This window comes from Nonomuraea sp. NPDC050790 (assembly GCF_044456745.1).
Taxonomy (GTDB): domain Bacteria; phylum Actinomycetota; class Actinomycetes; order Streptosporangiales; family Streptosporangiaceae; genus Nonomuraea.
Genome location: NZ_JBITGF010000007.1, coordinates 523,088 through 537,140, shown reverse-complemented (window position 1 = coordinate 537,140; position 14,053 = coordinate 523,088). Strand labels below are relative to the sequence as shown.

12 protein-coding genes are annotated in these 14,053 nt (G+C 69.6%); 6 read left to right on the top strand and 6 right to left on the bottom strand.

The features are described 5' to 3' along the window. The first annotated feature begins 193 nt into the window (after nucleotides 1–193). The 4 genes from ACIBEJ_RS35685 to ACIBEJ_RS35670 all read left to right on the top strand — a co-directional run bounded on the left by ACIBEJ_RS35685 (nucleotide 194) and on the right by ACIBEJ_RS35670 (nucleotide 3,796). Nucleotides 194–448: a hypothetical protein gene (locus ACIBEJ_RS35685; RefSeq protein ID WP_397187317.1), complete on the top strand. Its 255-nt coding sequence runs from the start codon at nucleotides 194–196 to the stop codon at nucleotides 446–448. 504 nt (nucleotides 449–952) lie between these two features. Next, complete coding sequence (locus ACIBEJ_RS35680; protein ID WP_397187316.1) at nucleotides 953–1,864, top strand: mechanosensitive ion channel family protein; 912 nt, start codon at nucleotides 953–955, stop codon at nucleotides 1,862–1,864. A gap of 16 nt (nucleotides 1,865–1,880) precedes the next feature. After that, entirely contained in the window at nucleotides 1,881–2,261 is a 381-nt protein-coding gene (locus ACIBEJ_RS35675; RefSeq protein ID WP_397187315.1) for a globin, read from the top strand. 17 nt (nucleotides 2,262–2,278) lie between these two features. Further along, entirely contained in the window at nucleotides 2,279–3,796 is a 1,518-nt protein-coding gene (locus ACIBEJ_RS35670; RefSeq protein ID WP_397187314.1) for a glycoside hydrolase family 13 protein, read from the top strand. Nucleotides 3,797–3,846: 50 nt separating this feature from the next. Here ACIBEJ_RS35670 and ACIBEJ_RS35665 read toward each other — a convergent pair whose 3' ends face one another. The 4 genes from ACIBEJ_RS35665 to ettA form a co-directional block, all read right to left on the bottom strand. Next, a complete protein-coding gene (locus tag ACIBEJ_RS35665; RefSeq protein ID WP_397187312.1) occupies nucleotides 3,847–5,013 on the bottom strand; it encodes an MFS transporter in 1,167 nt (388 codons plus the stop codon). Between the two features lie 69 nt (nucleotides 5,014–5,082). Further along, nucleotides 5,083–5,505: an acyl-CoA thioesterase gene (locus tag ACIBEJ_RS35660; protein WP_397187311.1), complete on the bottom strand. Its 423-nt coding sequence runs from the start codon at nucleotides 5,503–5,505 to the stop codon at nucleotides 5,083–5,085. 30 nt (nucleotides 5,506–5,535) lie between these two features. Then, nucleotides 5,536–6,051, bottom strand: coding sequence for a VOC family protein (locus tag ACIBEJ_RS35655; protein WP_397187310.1), 516 nt, complete (start codon nucleotides 6,049–6,051; stop codon nucleotides 5,536–5,538). Nucleotides 6,052–6,324: 273 nt separating this feature from the next. After that, nucleotides 6,325–7,989, bottom strand: a complete 1,665-nt coding sequence (ettA, locus tag ACIBEJ_RS35650) for an energy-dependent translational throttle protein EttA (RefSeq protein ID WP_397187308.1) — start codon at nucleotides 7,987–7,989, stop codon at nucleotides 6,325–6,327. A gap of 61 nt (nucleotides 7,990–8,050) precedes the next feature. On the opposite strand from ettA, the gene ACIBEJ_RS35645 reads away from it, so the two are divergent. Beyond that, entirely contained in the window at nucleotides 8,051–8,608 is a 558-nt protein-coding gene (locus ACIBEJ_RS35645; protein ID WP_397187307.1) for a thymidine kinase, read from the top strand. A gap of 71 nt (nucleotides 8,609–8,679) precedes the next feature. Beyond that, on the top strand, nucleotides 8,680–9,711 hold the full coding sequence (locus ACIBEJ_RS35640; protein WP_397187306.1) for a fatty acid desaturase family protein: 1,032 nt from the start codon (nucleotides 8,680–8,682) through the stop codon (nucleotides 9,709–9,711). A gap of 73 nt (nucleotides 9,712–9,784) precedes the next feature. On the opposite strand, the gene ACIBEJ_RS35635 is transcribed toward ACIBEJ_RS35640, so the two are convergent. Continuing rightward, nucleotides 9,785–12,094 (bottom strand): M64 family metallopeptidase, encoded by a 2,310-nt coding sequence (locus tag ACIBEJ_RS35635; RefSeq protein ID WP_397187305.1) that lies wholly within the window; start codon nucleotides 12,092–12,094, stop codon nucleotides 9,785–9,787. Between the two features lie 600 nt (nucleotides 12,095–12,694). Then, nucleotides 12,695–13,990 carry a GGDEF domain-containing protein gene (locus tag ACIBEJ_RS35630; protein ID WP_397187304.1) on the bottom strand — a complete coding sequence of 432 codons (1,296 nt, stop codon included), beginning with the start codon at nucleotides 13,988–13,990 and terminating at the stop codon, nucleotides 12,695–12,697. Between the last annotated feature and the right edge of the window lie 63 nt (nucleotides 13,991–14,053).

The window sequence follows — 14,053 nt, the reverse complement described above, 5'->3', positions numbered from 1 at the left end:
GTTGAAAACGTCCTGTTGAAGCTTACGGTTAAGGATCGTCCTCCCGTGGACTGTTTCTTACAACCCACGAGGTAGAAGGTCGCTCCCCGTGCAAAAAAGGCCTCGTTGCGTCACCGGCGTTCATGAGTCATCTTGTGCTCACCAGCAACGACTCAAGGGAGGCATCGAGGTGGGAGGCGACAACGTCGGACACTTGGAGAGGCTCGCGGCGGAACTCGGCAGCCACGGCCTGCTCGCCAGAGTAGTGCGGACGCAGTCCGGCCGGCTCTTCGTACGGGTCATCAATCCCGCGGCCACCAGCCTGTCCGAAAACGTCACCTGCCGGCCGAACGCCGACGTCCCCGACTGGTGGTACTGCTGGTCGTGGGGCGAACGGATGCACACGGCCGACGATCCGGCCGGTGCGGCGACCAAGGTCGCGCGCGTGCTCGCCGCGGTGGGAGATTGATCATGCGGTGATCCGGGTGGAGCGCAGCCACCTTGGCTCACCGCGCCCAGCGCGGCTTCTCGGAGCCGGCGGGGTGCCCGGTGCGGAGGGTTTCCGTTCGCGGAATCCTTGGGCATCCCGCCGGTTCTGGCCCCCTTTTCCAGCTTGTGATGCGTAGACCGCCTTCCGGGTCGCACCGGAGGGTGTTTCGGGGGATCCCTCCCGGAGAACGGCACGGGACATGCTTCCGGGTGTGTGTCCCGTCCGAGCCGTCCGTCACCGGAGCGCCAGGCCCGCCCTCCGCGGCCCCGGGCACTGGCGACCCCGTCTTCCCCGGCGTGATGTGACGGCGGCCGGTTCGGTCGGCGGTATCTTTTGAGGCGATTTGCTCATTAGTGACCGTCGACCGAACCGCATCCGGAGGGGATCTACCTCGTGCTACTGCTGGCTCCACCGTCATCCGCTCCGTCGCCCTCCCCGAGCTCCACGTCGTCGCCCATCAGCCCGACGCAGCTCCTCAACGACATGAGCCAGTCGTGCACGAATGACGGATCGCTCTGCAGCCTGCTCTACGACCTCCTGCCGGTGGGCGCCTTCGCGCCGCTTCTGGCGACGGCCATCACGATCGCGCTGATCCTGGTCCTGGCTCTGCTGGTGCGCAATCTCACGCACCGCCTGATCGTGCGGGTGGTGAACCGGGCGTCCAACGCGACCCCGATCGCCGGCCGGTTCCGTAAGAACGGCGCCGCCACCGACGGCATCGACGCCCTCCTCAAGGAGCGCCGCAAGCAGCGGGCCGAGACCATGGGCTCGGTGCTCAAGCACATCGCCTCGATCGTCATCATCGGCACCGCCGTCCTGACCGTCCTGGACCGCCTGACCATCCCCATCGCCCCGCTGCTCACCAGCGTCGGCATCCTCGGCGTCGCGATCGGCTTCGGTGCCCAGGAACTGGTCAAGGACTTCATCGCGGGCATGTTCATGCTGCTGGAGGACCAGTACGGCGTCGGCGACGTGGTGGACGTGGGCGCCGCCGTCGGCACGGTGGAGGCGGTCACGCTCCGGGTGACGCGGCTGCGCGACGCCGACGGCCGGGTCTGGTACGTACGCAACGGCACCATCGCCCGCGTCGGCAACGAGTCGCAGGGCTGGTCGCGCGCCTACGTGGACGTCCCGGTGGCCTACGACTCCGACGTGGCCGCGGTGCGCGAACTACTGCAGCAGGTCACCACGGAGCTGTGGGAGGACCCCGAGTACCGCGAGAGCGTCATCGTGGAGGAGCCGAGCGTGTTCGGCGTCGAGCAGTTGTCGGACAGCTCGCTGGTCTTCCGGGTCTCGGCCAAGACGTTGCCCGCCCGCCAGGCCGAGGTGGCCCGCGAGCTGAGGCTGCGCGTCAAGGCCGCCCTGGACGCGGCGGGAATAGCCATCGCCCCCTAAGACTTAGGCTTATACCGTGACTGAGATTTCCTTCTACGACGCCGTCGGAGGCGAGGAGACGTTCCGGCGCCTCGTGCACCGCTTCTACGAGGGCGTCAAGGAGGACCCCCTGCTGCGGCCCATGTACCCGGAGGAGGATCTCGCCGGCGCCGAGGATCGGCTGCGCGGGTTCCTGATCCAGTACTGGGGCGGGCCGACGACCTACAGCCAGGAGCGCGGCCATCCCCGGCTGCGCATGCGCCACGCGCCGTTCCCGGTCGACGAGGCCGCGCGGGACGCGTGGCTGCGGCACATGCGCGACGCGGTCCAGGATCTGGAGCTGTCGGAGGACCTGGAGAAGCGGCTCTGGGACTATCTCGTGTACGCCGCGCACAGCATGGTGAACACTCCGACATAGCGGGCATGACACGCCACATGGATATCCCCTGGTGGCGTGATGCCATCGTCTACGAGATCTACGTCCGCAGCTTCTCCGACGCCTCCGGTGACGGTGTCGGCGACCTCGCCGGGGTGCGGGAGCGCCTGCCGTACCTCAGGGATCTGGGGGTGGACGCGATCTGGCTGACGCCGTTCTACACCTCGCCGATGGCCGACGGCGGATACGACGTGGCCGACTACCGGGACGTCGATCCGCTCTTCGGGACGCTGGGCGACTTCGAGTCGCTGGTCTCCGAGGCGCACGAGCTCGGGCTGAGGGTGATCGTGGACATCGTGCCGAACCACAGCTCGGATCGGCATCCGTGGTTCCAGGCGGCGCTGCGGGGCGAGCGGCGCGAGCGCTATCTCTTCCGGGACGGCGGGGACCTGCCGCCGAACAACTGGCAGTCGACGTTCAGCGGCCCGGCGTGGACGCGGGTGGCGGACGGGCAGTGGTATCTGCACCTGTTCGCGCCCGGCCAGCCGGACTTCAACTGGCGCGAGCCCGAGGTCCACGCGGAGTTCCTGGACGTCCTGCGGTTCTGGCTGGACCGGGGCGTGGACGGCTTCCGCATCGACGTGGCCATGGGCCTGTACAAGGCCGAGGGGCTGCCGGACGTCGAGGACCAGTCGTTCACGTCGGTCTCGCCGGTGTGGGGGCAGCCGGAGGTGCACGAGGTGTACCGGCAGTGGCGCAAGGTCCTGGACTCCTACCCGGGCGAGCGGATGGCGGTCGGCGAGGTGTGGACGGACCGGGCGGAGGATCTGGCCCAGTACGTGCGCCCGGACGAGTTGCACCAGAGCTTCAACTTCGCGTGGCTGCAGGCGCCGTGGTCGCCGACGGCGTTCAGGAAGGTGATCGACGACACGCTGGCGACGGTCCCGTTCGCGACGTGGGTGCTGTCCAACCACGACGTGGTACGGCACCGCACCCGCTACGACACCGAGGAACCAGGAACCGGACTGAAGCGGGCAAAAGCCGCATTGCTCACCATGCTTGCCCTGCCCGGTAGTGCTTATCTCTACCAGGGGGAGGAACTAGGACTCCCCGAGGTGAAGAATCTTCCCCCGGAATCGCGCCAGGACCCGGTCTTCTTCCAGTCCGAGGGCAAGCTCCCCGGCCGCGACGGCTGCCGGGTGCCGATCCCCTGGAGCACCGGCGGCCCCTCGTTCGGCTTCTCGCCCGGCGAGGTCGAGCCGTGGCTTCCCCAGCCGGAGTCCTTCGGCGAGCTGAGCGCGGAAGCCCAGACCGGACAGACCACCTCGACCCTGGAGTTCTACCGACAAGCCCTGGCCACCCGCCGTGACCTCGTACGATCCCTCCCTTACACCGTGGAGTGGTTGGATTCCCCCGAAGGTGCGCTTTTCTTTACCCGTGGCCCGCTGACCTGCGTGCTCAACTGCGGCCTGGAAGCGGTGCCGCTCCCGCCGTACGAGAGCGTGATCCTGTCGACCGGGCCGCTGGACGGCGGCCTGCTCCCGCCCGACACGGCCGCCTGGCTACGCCGTCCGTGACCGGCAGGGCGTCATGACGAGCCCCCGCTCATGACGCCCTCCCGCCCCGCTCACGACGCCCTTCTGCCCCGCTCCCCGCCGACCGGGATCACCGGCAGTGAGGCCAGGCACAGCACCAGCCCGGCGCTGAACCCCGCCCAGAACCCCGCCTGCGCGATCAGCACGCCCAGCAGGGGCGCCGACACCAGCGCGACGATGTTCTGGATGCCGTTGTGCGTGCCGAGCACCCGCCCCGCCCAGCCGGGCCCCGCCAGTTCCCCCGCCGCCAGGTAGGCCAGCCCGTTCCCGGCCACGGTGATCACCGCCGCCAGCGCCAGCGTCACCGGCCCGGCCCAGGCCAGCGCCGTAACCCCCGAACTCACCTGCGCGACGACCAGCAGCGCCATCACCGCCGCCGTGGTGACCGTGATGATTCGCAACGGCCCCATCCGCAGCCCGGTGCGGTCCGACCAGCGCCCGGCCGCGATCCGCACCACCGCTCCCCCGATGGCCGCCGCCCCGAAGAGTTGCCCCGCGTGCACCTTGTCCCAGCCGTAGACGCCCACGAGGCAGGCGACGCCGTACGTGCTGACCACGATCTGCGGCACGACGTGCAGCGCGCTCGTGCCGTGCACCCGCCACAGCTCACTCCCCCGGTACGGCGAGGCCGCCTGCCGGGCGCTCCCCGCGGCCAGCCCGCGCGGCGGCTCGGCCAGCAACAGCCCGGCCAGGATCGCGGCCACGAGGCAGAAACCCGAGCAGACCAGCAGCACACCGGGCAGACCGTACGCACCGGAGACGGCGGGCAGCAGGAAGCCCGCCAGCGCCATCCCGAGCGTGTAGGAGACCTGCCGCAGCCCCATCGCGACGCCGCGCTCGGGCGGGTCGAACCACCGCAGCACGATGCGCCCGCCGCCCACCATGGCCGCCGACCCGGCCGCGCCGGCGAGCGCGAGCAGCGTGACGACCGCCCACGGCGCCTGCGCGAACGCGGCGGCGGCGAAGAACACCGAGGCCAGCCCAACCCCTATGGCGAGCACCAGCCGTTCGCCGCGCCGGTCGGCCAGCGCGCCCCAGGCGACCAGCGCGAACAGGATTCCGATCCCGGGAGCGTTGCCGATCACCGCGGCGACGGGTAGCGACACCTGGAAGTCGCGCTGGATGTCCGGCATGACCAGTGGCAGCCCGAAGAGTCCGAGGGTGACGCTCGTATGGGCGTTGACGCCGAGTCCGAGCATCCCCCAACGCCTCTTATCGCCCACAACCTCCGATATTTCACGACATACGGCTGTTTGCGCGAGTCCGTATTACTCCGCGAGATACCGCTTGAGATAGATGAGCTCGTCCTCCAGCAGCCGCCGAGGGGCCGCCCGGTCCACGTCGTACGCCACGAGCACCGAGCGGGCGCTCACGTAGACCTGCTCCTCGTCCCGGATCTCGTACTCCAGCGTGAACCGCACCGGCCGTACCTCGGTCACCCACGTCTCCACGCTGACCGGCTCGGCCCGGAACGTCAGCGGCCGCCGGTAGTCGATCTCATGCCGGGCCACGACGAGCCCCTTGAACGGCGCGTCACCGGCCCGGTACGGGTCGATGTGCAGCATCCCGAGCCGGGCGTCCTCCAGATAGTCGAAGAACCGCACGTTGTTGACGTGCCCGAGCGAGTCGATGTCGGCGAACCTGACCATCCTCGGGAAGATGTGCCGCTTGGCCGGGGATCTCTTGACCACCCCTCCACGCTATCGACTCCCCGGGCATGGTCACGGGCTGGGGATGCCGTTGCCGTCGAAACCGCGCCCGGCCAGCACGTCGTCGACGGTCACCTTGCTGCCGCCGTGGTCGCCGCCGGGCTGGGCGAGCTGGATCAGCACGCCGTGCGCCTCCTTCGGGTGCAGGAACACCTCGCGCCAGCGCAGGTCGCCGACGTTCAGCCCGTGCAGCCGGTACCCCTTCCCGGTCAGGCGGGCCACGGCCGCGTCCATGTCGGTGACGTGGAAGTTGAGGTGGTGAACGCCGCCCCGGCCGCGGGTCAGCTCGAAGAAGCTGTCGAAGAAGTCCGATCCGGCCAGGGGCTCCATGAGCTCGACCTTGTTGCCACCGAGGTAGGTGAGCTGCAGGGTCCGATAGCCGGCCGCCCGCTGGTCCCCTCCGCCCCCGAGGTGCCTGCCGCCCAGAAGATCCTGGTAGATCGGGAGCAGGTCCCTGATCCGGGGAGCGGCCACCGCCGTGTGATCGAACGTCACGTCAAAGCCGTCAAGATCCTCTTCCAGCCCCACGCCTGACTCCTCTCCCGCCTTTTACGCCATCCTAGAATAAGATTCTAGCCATGGCCCCGGAGATCCCCTTATCCGGGCAAGCGGGACCGTTGCGGCGGGCACCACGTCCGACGTGAGAAGCGATCCCCCCGATCTGCGCGAGCCGGCGGCGGCGGGTGGCGTGGGGGTGGCTTGCCGTAACGGATGGAACCCCACCCACAGACAACGCGACCGACAAAAATGGCGCGCCCCCTCGGAGAGACGAGGGGACGCGCCGGCAAAGCCGGAAGAAGATCAGTCCCGGTGCAGCTTGCGATAGGTGACGCGGTGGGGGCGGGCGGCGTCGGCGCCGAGGCGCTCGATCTTGTTCTTCTCGTAGTCCGCGAAGTTGCCCTCGAACCAGAACCAGTTCGACCCCTCCTCCCACGCCAGGATGTGCGTGGCGATCCGGTCGAGGAACCACCGGTCGTGGGAGGTGATGACCGCGCAGCCCGGGAACTCCAGCAGGGCGTTCTCCAGCGAGCTCAGCGTCTCGGTGTCGAGGTCGTTGGTGGGCTCGTCGAGCAGGAGGACGTTTCCGCCCTGCTTGAGGGTGAGCGCCAGGTTGAGGCGGTTACGCTCGCCGCCCGACAGCACCCCGGACTTCTTCTGCTGGTCGGGCCCCTTGAAGCCGAACGCCGCGATGTACGCCCGCGACGGCACCTCCACCTGCCCGACCTTGATGAAGTCGAGGCCGTCGGAGACGACCTCCCACACGTTCTTGTTCGGGTCGATCCCGCCACGCGACTGGTCGGCGTAGGAGATCTTGACGGTGTCGCCGACCACGATCGCGCCGGCGTCGGGCGTCTCGCTGCCGGTGATCATGCGGAACAGCGTGGTCTTGCCGACGCCGTTGGGTCCGATGATGCCGACGATGCCGTTGCGGGGCAGGTCGAAGGAGAGGTTCTCCATCAGCACGCGGTCCTCGAAGCCCTTGGTCAGCTTCTCCGCGCGGATGACCGTCGTGCCCAGACGCGGGCCCGGCGGGATCTGGATCTCCTCGAAGTCCAGCTTGCGGTGCTTGTCGGCCTCGGCGGCCATCTCCTCGTAGCGCTGCAGTCGCGCCTTGCTCTTGGTCTGGCGGGCCTTCGGGTTGGAGCGGACCCACTCCAGCTCGTCCTCCAGGCGCTTCTTGCGCTTGACGTCCTTCTGCCCCTCGACCTTCAGACGCTGCGCCTTGGCCTCCAGGTACGTGGAGTAGTTGCCCTCGTAGGGGTAGCAGCGGCCGCGGTCGAGCTCCAGGATCCAGGTCGCCACGTTGTCGAGGAAGTAGCGGTCGTGGGTGACGGCCAGGACGGTGCCCGCGTACTTCTCCAGGTGCGCCTCCAGCCACTGCACGCTCTCGGCGTCCAGGTGGTTGGTGGGCTCGTCGAGCAGCAGCAGATCGGGCGCCTCAAGCAGGAGCTTGCACAGCGCCACGCGGCGGCGCTCACCACCGGACAGCGTCGTCACGTCGGCGTCGGGCGGCGGGCAGCGCAGCGCGTCCATCGCCTGCTCAAGCTGCGAGTCGAGCTCCCACGCGTTGCGGTGGTCGAGCTCGTCCTGCAGCTTGCCCATCTCCTCCAGCAGCGCGTCGCTGTAGTCGGTGGCCATCAGCTCGGCGATCTCGTTGAAGCGGTCGAGCATGGCCTTGGTCTCGGCCACCGCCTCCTCGACGTTGCCGAGGACGGTCTTCTCCTCGTTGAGCGGCGGCTCCTGCTGGAGCATGCCCACGGTGTAGCCGGGCATCAGCTTGGCGTCGCCGTTGGAGGGGTGGTCAAGGCCCGCCATCATGCGCAGCAGGGTCGACTTGCCGGTGCCGTTCGGGCCGAGCACGCCGATCTTCGCGCCGGGCAGGAACGAGAGCGTGACATCGTTCAGGACAACCTTGTCGCCATGCGCCTTGCGTACGCGCTGCAACGTGTAGATGTACTCGGCCATGCTCTCTAGCTTAGGGCGTGCGACGCCCCGCCCTGGCCATGGTTGCGGCTAACGTATGCGGGTGCGCCAGGGACGGGTCGAGGTCATCGCGGGGCCGATGTTCGCGGGCAAGAGCGAAGAGCTCCTGCGGAGGGTACGGCGGGCCGTGATCGCCGGCCGCCGGGTCGAGGTGTTCACCCACCGGCTCGACGTGCGCAGAGGCGCGGGCCTGATCTCCTCCCACGCCGGCGCCGGCCATCCCGCGCGCCCGGCCGCGACCGCCGCCGAGATCGTGTCCATGGCCGATCCGGCCGCCGAGCTGGTCGCGGTCGACGAGGCCCAGTTCTTCGGCCCAGACCTGGCCGAGGTCGCCGACCGGCTGGCGGTGGGCGGCGCCGTCGTGGTCGTCGCCGGGCTCGACGTCACCTTCGACCGCCGGCCGTTCGAGCCGATGCCGTCGCTGACGGCGCTGGCGGAGAGCGTCACGAAGCTCACCTCGATCTGCCTCGTCTGCGGCAACGACGCGATCTTCCACGAGCGCGTCGAGCAGCCGTGCGGCAGCGCGACCGACGTCGTCGCCGAGCACGTCGGCGGCGAGGACAAGTACCAGGCCCGCTGCAGGGTTCACGTCAGAAGGTAGGGCTAGCCCCCCTACGGTTCGGGGTGTCCACGGGCTTAGCCCGGAGGGAGATCTTCAACAGACTCGTCTGCATGACCACCGAGACGATCGCGCGGCCGGCCACCGGCAGCGACTACGCCCGGCTCCTCCAGCGCGTGACCGACGCCGGCCTGATGCGCCGGCGCCCCGGCTACTACATGGTGCGAATCGGCCTCATCCTCGCCATGTACGCCGGGGGCCTGGCCGCCTTCTTCGCGCTCGGCGACTCATGGTGGCAGGTGGGCGTGGCCGCGTTCTTCGCCGTCATGTTCGCCCAGGTGGCCCTCGTCTCCCATGACATCGCACACCGCCAGGTCTTCCGCACCGAGAAGCCCACCAGGATGACCGGCTGGGTGACCGGCAACCTGCTCGTCGGCATGGGCTACGGCTGGTGGATGGAGAAGCACACGCGCCACCACGCCAACCCCAACCACGAGGACCTCGACCCGGACGTCCGGCCCGACGTCATCGTCTGGTCCAAGGAGCAGGCGCGCTCCAGCAAGGGCCTGGCCCGCATCATCGGCCCCCGCCAGGCGCTGCTGTTCTACCCGCTGCTCCTCCTGGAGGGCCTGAACCTGCACGTTTCGGGCTTCCGCTCGCTGGCCAACCCGAAGCTCAAGTTCAAGGCCGTCGAAGGCGTCCTGCTGACCGTCCACGTGGTCGGGTACCTGGTGGCGTTGTTCGCGGTCCTGTCTCCGGTGAAGGCGCTGGTCTTCCTCGCCGTCCACCAGGGCCTCTGGGGCCTGTACATGGGCTCGGTCTTCGCTCCCGGGCACAAGGGCATGCCCACGCTCAAGAAGGGCGAGAAGCTCGACTACCTGCGCCGCCAGGTGCTGACCACCCGCAACGTGCGGGGCGGCGTCGTCACCGACGTCGCGATGGGCGGGCTCAACTACCAGATCGAGCACCACCTGTTCCCGAACATGCCCAGCCCGCACCTGTCCCGCGCCCGGACGATCGTGCGCGCCCACTGCGCCGAGATCGACGTGCCCTACTACGAGACGAGCCTGATCCAGTCGCACCGCGAGGCGCTCCAGCACATGCACGAGGTCGGCGAGCCGCTGCGGCTCGGCAATCTCGAATAGCCGCCGGGGTTCGTGGGGGGCGGGCGCGGGAGGGGAGCGCCCGCCCCCTTGTCGTGCTTTTCCGGGCCTCCTGTCAGTGCCGGTGGCCGTCCTCGCCGTGCTGCGGCACCGTGGAGTTCCCCACCGCCTCGTACGGCACCGCCGCCGCCTTGGCCATCGCCCCCGAGAGCGCGGCGGCCGGGTCGGGACGGCCCGCGTGCGCGCACTGGCCGGTGGCGGCCCCGGTGATCCGGTTCGCCGCGCCCAGGTTGGCCGGGGCGGCGCTGTTGCCCGAGCAGACCAGCGCCCCACGAACCGTGCTCCCCGCCAGCGTCGGCGCCTGGTTCCCGGTCAGGGCCAGCGCTCCGCGCACCTCGGTCCCGGCGACGACCAGAGCCTCCGTGGTGCCCCTGACCTCCGCCGCACCGCTCACCCGTGCCTTCAGCAGGTGCACCTGATCCGCCTTGGACGCGCTCAGCACGCCCGAAATGCTGCCGCCGCGCATGACCAGGGAGGCGCCGGGCCGTACCGACACAGGACCGGACACCTTTGCGCCTTCCAGGCAGGTGACGCCCGAGGTGACCACCAGCGCGCCGCGGTGCGTGCCCGTGACCGTGCGGTCGCAGGCGGGCGGCGGCGCCATCGTGGCCACCCGGAAGCTCCCGGCACGTCCGTGGTTTCCGGCGGCGTCGATGGAGCGGTACTCGATCGTGTGGCGGCCGCGGGGCAGCTTGCCGTAGACCAGATGGTCGATGACGGTGCCGCTCTCGCTGAACGTCCACGGCAGGTCGGCCGAGGTCGGCCAGCCGAAGTAGTTGAACCAGCCGTCGCCGTCCACGCGCGACTCGGAGACGACGTAGCCGTCCTTGTCGTCGCGCCCGGTCAGCCGCATCGTGAACGGCCCGTTGTACAGGTACAGATCGCCGTCCCGCACCAGCGGCTCCGACAGCTCGTAGGCGGTCGTCGGCGGCGTGCCGTCCACCGTCCAGGTCACCGTGTCAGGCCCGGCGGTCGCGGTGAGCGTGTGAACCCCGGGGCTCAGGTCCCTGAGCGCGAAGTCGGTGCCCGAGTCGCCCACCACCTTGCCGTCCAGCCGCCACGTCACCGGCACGAGCTGCTGTGCCGGACGCGTCGTCTCCACGTACACGACGTCCTCGCGCCCGGCCGCCCTGGTCGTGGGGCTGGACGAGACGATCCCGGGCGCCGCCCCGTCGGGCGGCGTGGTCAGCGCGGTGTCGACCGTCCACGTCCTGCTGCGCGTGAGCGCCGCCCGTACCGCCGGGTCCCGCACGAACTCCGTCCCGTCCGTGACCGTCGCCGTCACCGTGTGCGTGCCCGGCGTGAGCTTCAGACCGCGCAGGTCAAGAGCATCCTCGGTCGAGGGTACGGCGGCGCCGTCCACACTCCAGGCCACCTTCAACGCGTGGCCCAGCGGCCGCATCGGCTCCACCCACAGCACCCGGTCGGCGCCCACCGGCGCGTTCACCGGCGTCGAGCCCTGGATCACGTCGGTCTTCGCGGTGATGCGCTGCACCATCACCTCGCGGCTGACCTGGTCGAAGTAGTAGCCGAGCGACTTCATCATCGAGTGCCGAGAGGGCCGCCACACCCCCGTGGAGGCGTAGAGCCCGCCCTCGAACCGCGCGATCGGCCCGCCCGACTCGCTCTCCTCACCTAGCCAGCGCCACCACTTGCGCTTCTGGTCCAGCATCTGCTGCTCGGTCAGCAACGTGTGGTGCGCACTGGACGGCTCCGGCCCCGTGTAGGCGCCGCCGGGGACGCCGCGCTGGTAGTAGTCGTACTCGTCCTGGAGCCCGCCGAGGGAATGGCCCAGCTCGTGCGGGCTGATCAGGGCGGACATGGCGTTGCTGCCGGAGGCGGTGGCGTAGGAGCCGCCGGCGCCGCCGTACGTCTTGCTGTTGCCCAGCGCCAGGATCTGCCGGTTACCAGGCGTGGTGCCGGTCACCATGTTGGCGTACCGATTGGCGGCGGAGTTGTTCATCGTGATCAGCCGCTGAACGCTCTGCGGATTGCACTGCCCCCAGAACCCCATGCTCAGCGGCGTGTCCTTCCGGGGCGAGCTGAGATCGGGATCGCAACTGATCCCCGAGTCGGCCGAGACGATGTCCACCCGGTAGACGTTGACGTAGTTCCGGTAGCTCTTGAACGGCTCGATGGACCACATCACGTTGAGATGCCGGTCCACGTCGGTCTTGAAGGCGGCCTGTTCGCTCTCGGTATACCCGTCACCGAGAAGCACCAGATTGAACCGCTTGGCGGGATCCCCGGTGACCTGCACCGGAACCACCGTCGCCGAGCCGGGCTCGGCGGCGCCGGCAGGAAGGGGATGGAGAAGTAGGGATCCGGCCAGCAGAAGGGCGGCTAAGGCGCCGATGGCGCGCAATGGGACCTCCGGGGTGTGCTACATGACGTGCTAGTACTATCCGCGCACGCCCCCCATCCGTCCCATCTCACCTGCCCATAACCCCCGCGATATACCCCACCCCACCCTCACCGCCCTGGCCCCACCCTCACCGCCCTGGCCCCACCCTCACCGCCCTGGCCCCACCACACCCCTCCACTCTCGCCTCACCCACACCACGGCCACGCCAGCGCACCCACGCCCTGCTCACCTGCCCAGCACGCCCCACCGCCACATCCACGCCACGCTCGCCCCCCAAAACCCCACGCCACCCACGCCCCCAAAATCCCACGTCCCCAAAATCCCGCGCCACCCACGCCACCCGCGCACCCCACGCCACACCCGCACGGCGACACCCCTGTGGCGACCGTGCGGTTTTGGGTGACCGTGTCGGGGTGAGCCGGGTCGGGCGAGGCAGACGAGGTGAGGCGGAAGGACGTGAGGCGGAAGCTCAGGGGGTGAGACCGCAGGGAGGCAGGGAGATCGGGGCACGGCGAGGGGCGGGGTGAGGTCAGGGGCGAGGAAGGGGTGGGTTAGGGGGTGGGGTGAGGTCAGGACGCGGGTCAGGGAAGAAGGGGTGGGTTAGGGGGTGGGGAGGGGTGGGTCGGGGGGTGGGGGCGGGGGTTGGACGGCGGGGATGCAGATGCGGTCGCGGCCCAGTTCCTTTGCGCGGTACAGCGCCAGGTCCGCCGCTGCCAGCAGTTCGATCAGGTCGTCACCGTGGATGCTCATGATGGCCACCCCGGCCGAGATCGTGATGGTGATCATGGCGTCGTCGGCGGGGATGGCCATGCGGCCGATGCGGTGGCGCAGGCGTTCGGCGACCCTGCGGGCCTCTGTGATGTCGGCTCGTGGGAGCAGGACCACGAACTCCTCGCCGCCGAACCGGCCGACCACGTCGTAGTCGCGCAACTGGCCGCGCAGCGTGGCGGCCACGCCCACCAGGACCTGGTCGCCCACCAGGTGGCCGTGGGTGTCGTTGACGCGCTTGAAGTGGTCGATGTCGATGATCAGCAGGGCCAGCGTCTCCCCGGTACGGCGGGCGCGGACGATCTCGGTGTCGGCCTCCCGCTGCCAGGCCGCGGCGTTCAGGAGCCCGGTCTTCGGGTCGGTACGGGCCGCCGCCTGCAACTGGGCGTGCAGAAGGCTGCGCTGCAACAGGACGACCGGCGGCAGCGCCAGGACCAGCAGGGCCAGGTTCAGGCCGCAGGCGATGGCCACCGTGACGCCCAGGCACAACTCCACCACGTCCAGCAGGACGCTCTCCCGGTCCCACAGCACGTCGCGCCACCGGGTGTCGGGGTCGGCGGTGTGGGCGGCCAGCGCGATCAGCGCGGTGTTGAGCAGGGCGAACAGGGTGGCGCATGCCACCGCGTAAAGGATCGGGGTTCCACCGCCCCTGGACAGGACGGCCGGGTCGGGGACCAGGTGGTGGAAGACCACCGAGGCGGTGCACCCGGCCAGGCCGATGGCGGCCGAGCTGAACACGCGGCGGTAAAGAACCGTCGCGCGTACCCGCAACTGGAGCAACACCTGCAACAGGATCGGCGCGAACAGGGCGTAGACCGGCGGCAGCAGCAGCGCCACCGGCAGCCACCACGCGGACAACAGGTCGCGCGAGACGCCGGCCGGCATGCCGAGCCGCCTGGTCGCCTCGATGCAGACCGCCCCACAGGCCATCAACGCGCCGAACGTCAGCAGGTCCTGCCAGCTGAAATCGGCAGATGTCGCAAAGACCGCGATGGCCGCGACATCCAGGATTACGATCCCTATGAGATAGACCACGAGGGCGCGGCGCTGCCCCAGCAGCGGCCAGCGGCCGGCCAGTGTTGACACACCGTCGCGAGACTTGACCGAGGTGTGACTGGTCGCCGCCATCCCGTCTCCTCTCAGACTAACGATGTGTAACACAATAGTTGCGGAGTGTGCGTTGCGCGATGG

Bases quoted from the DNA above. Each gene is read 5' to 3' on its own strand.
- ACIBEJ_RS35680 (WP_397187316.1), top strand. From the start codon at position 953: ATGAGCCAGTCGTGCACGAATGACGGATCGCTCTGCAGCCTGCTCTAC.
- ACIBEJ_RS35670 (WP_397187314.1), top strand. From the start codon at position 2,279: ATGGATATCCCCTGGTGGCGTGATGCCATCGTCTACGAGATCTACGTC.
- ACIBEJ_RS35665 (WP_397187312.1), bottom strand. From the start codon at position 5,013: ATGCTCGGACTCGGCGTCAACGCCCATACGAGCGTCACCCTCGGACTC.
- ettA (WP_397187308.1), bottom strand. From the start codon at position 7,989: ATGGCCGAGTACATCTACACGTTGCAGCGCGTACGCAAGGCGCATGGC.
- ACIBEJ_RS35640 (WP_397187306.1), top strand. From the start codon at position 8,680: ATGACCACCGAGACGATCGCGCGGCCGGCCACCGGCAGCGACTACGCC.
- ACIBEJ_RS35630 (WP_397187304.1), bottom strand. From the start codon at position 13,990: ATGGCGGCGACCAGTCACACCTCGGTCAAGTCTCGCGACGGTGTGTCA.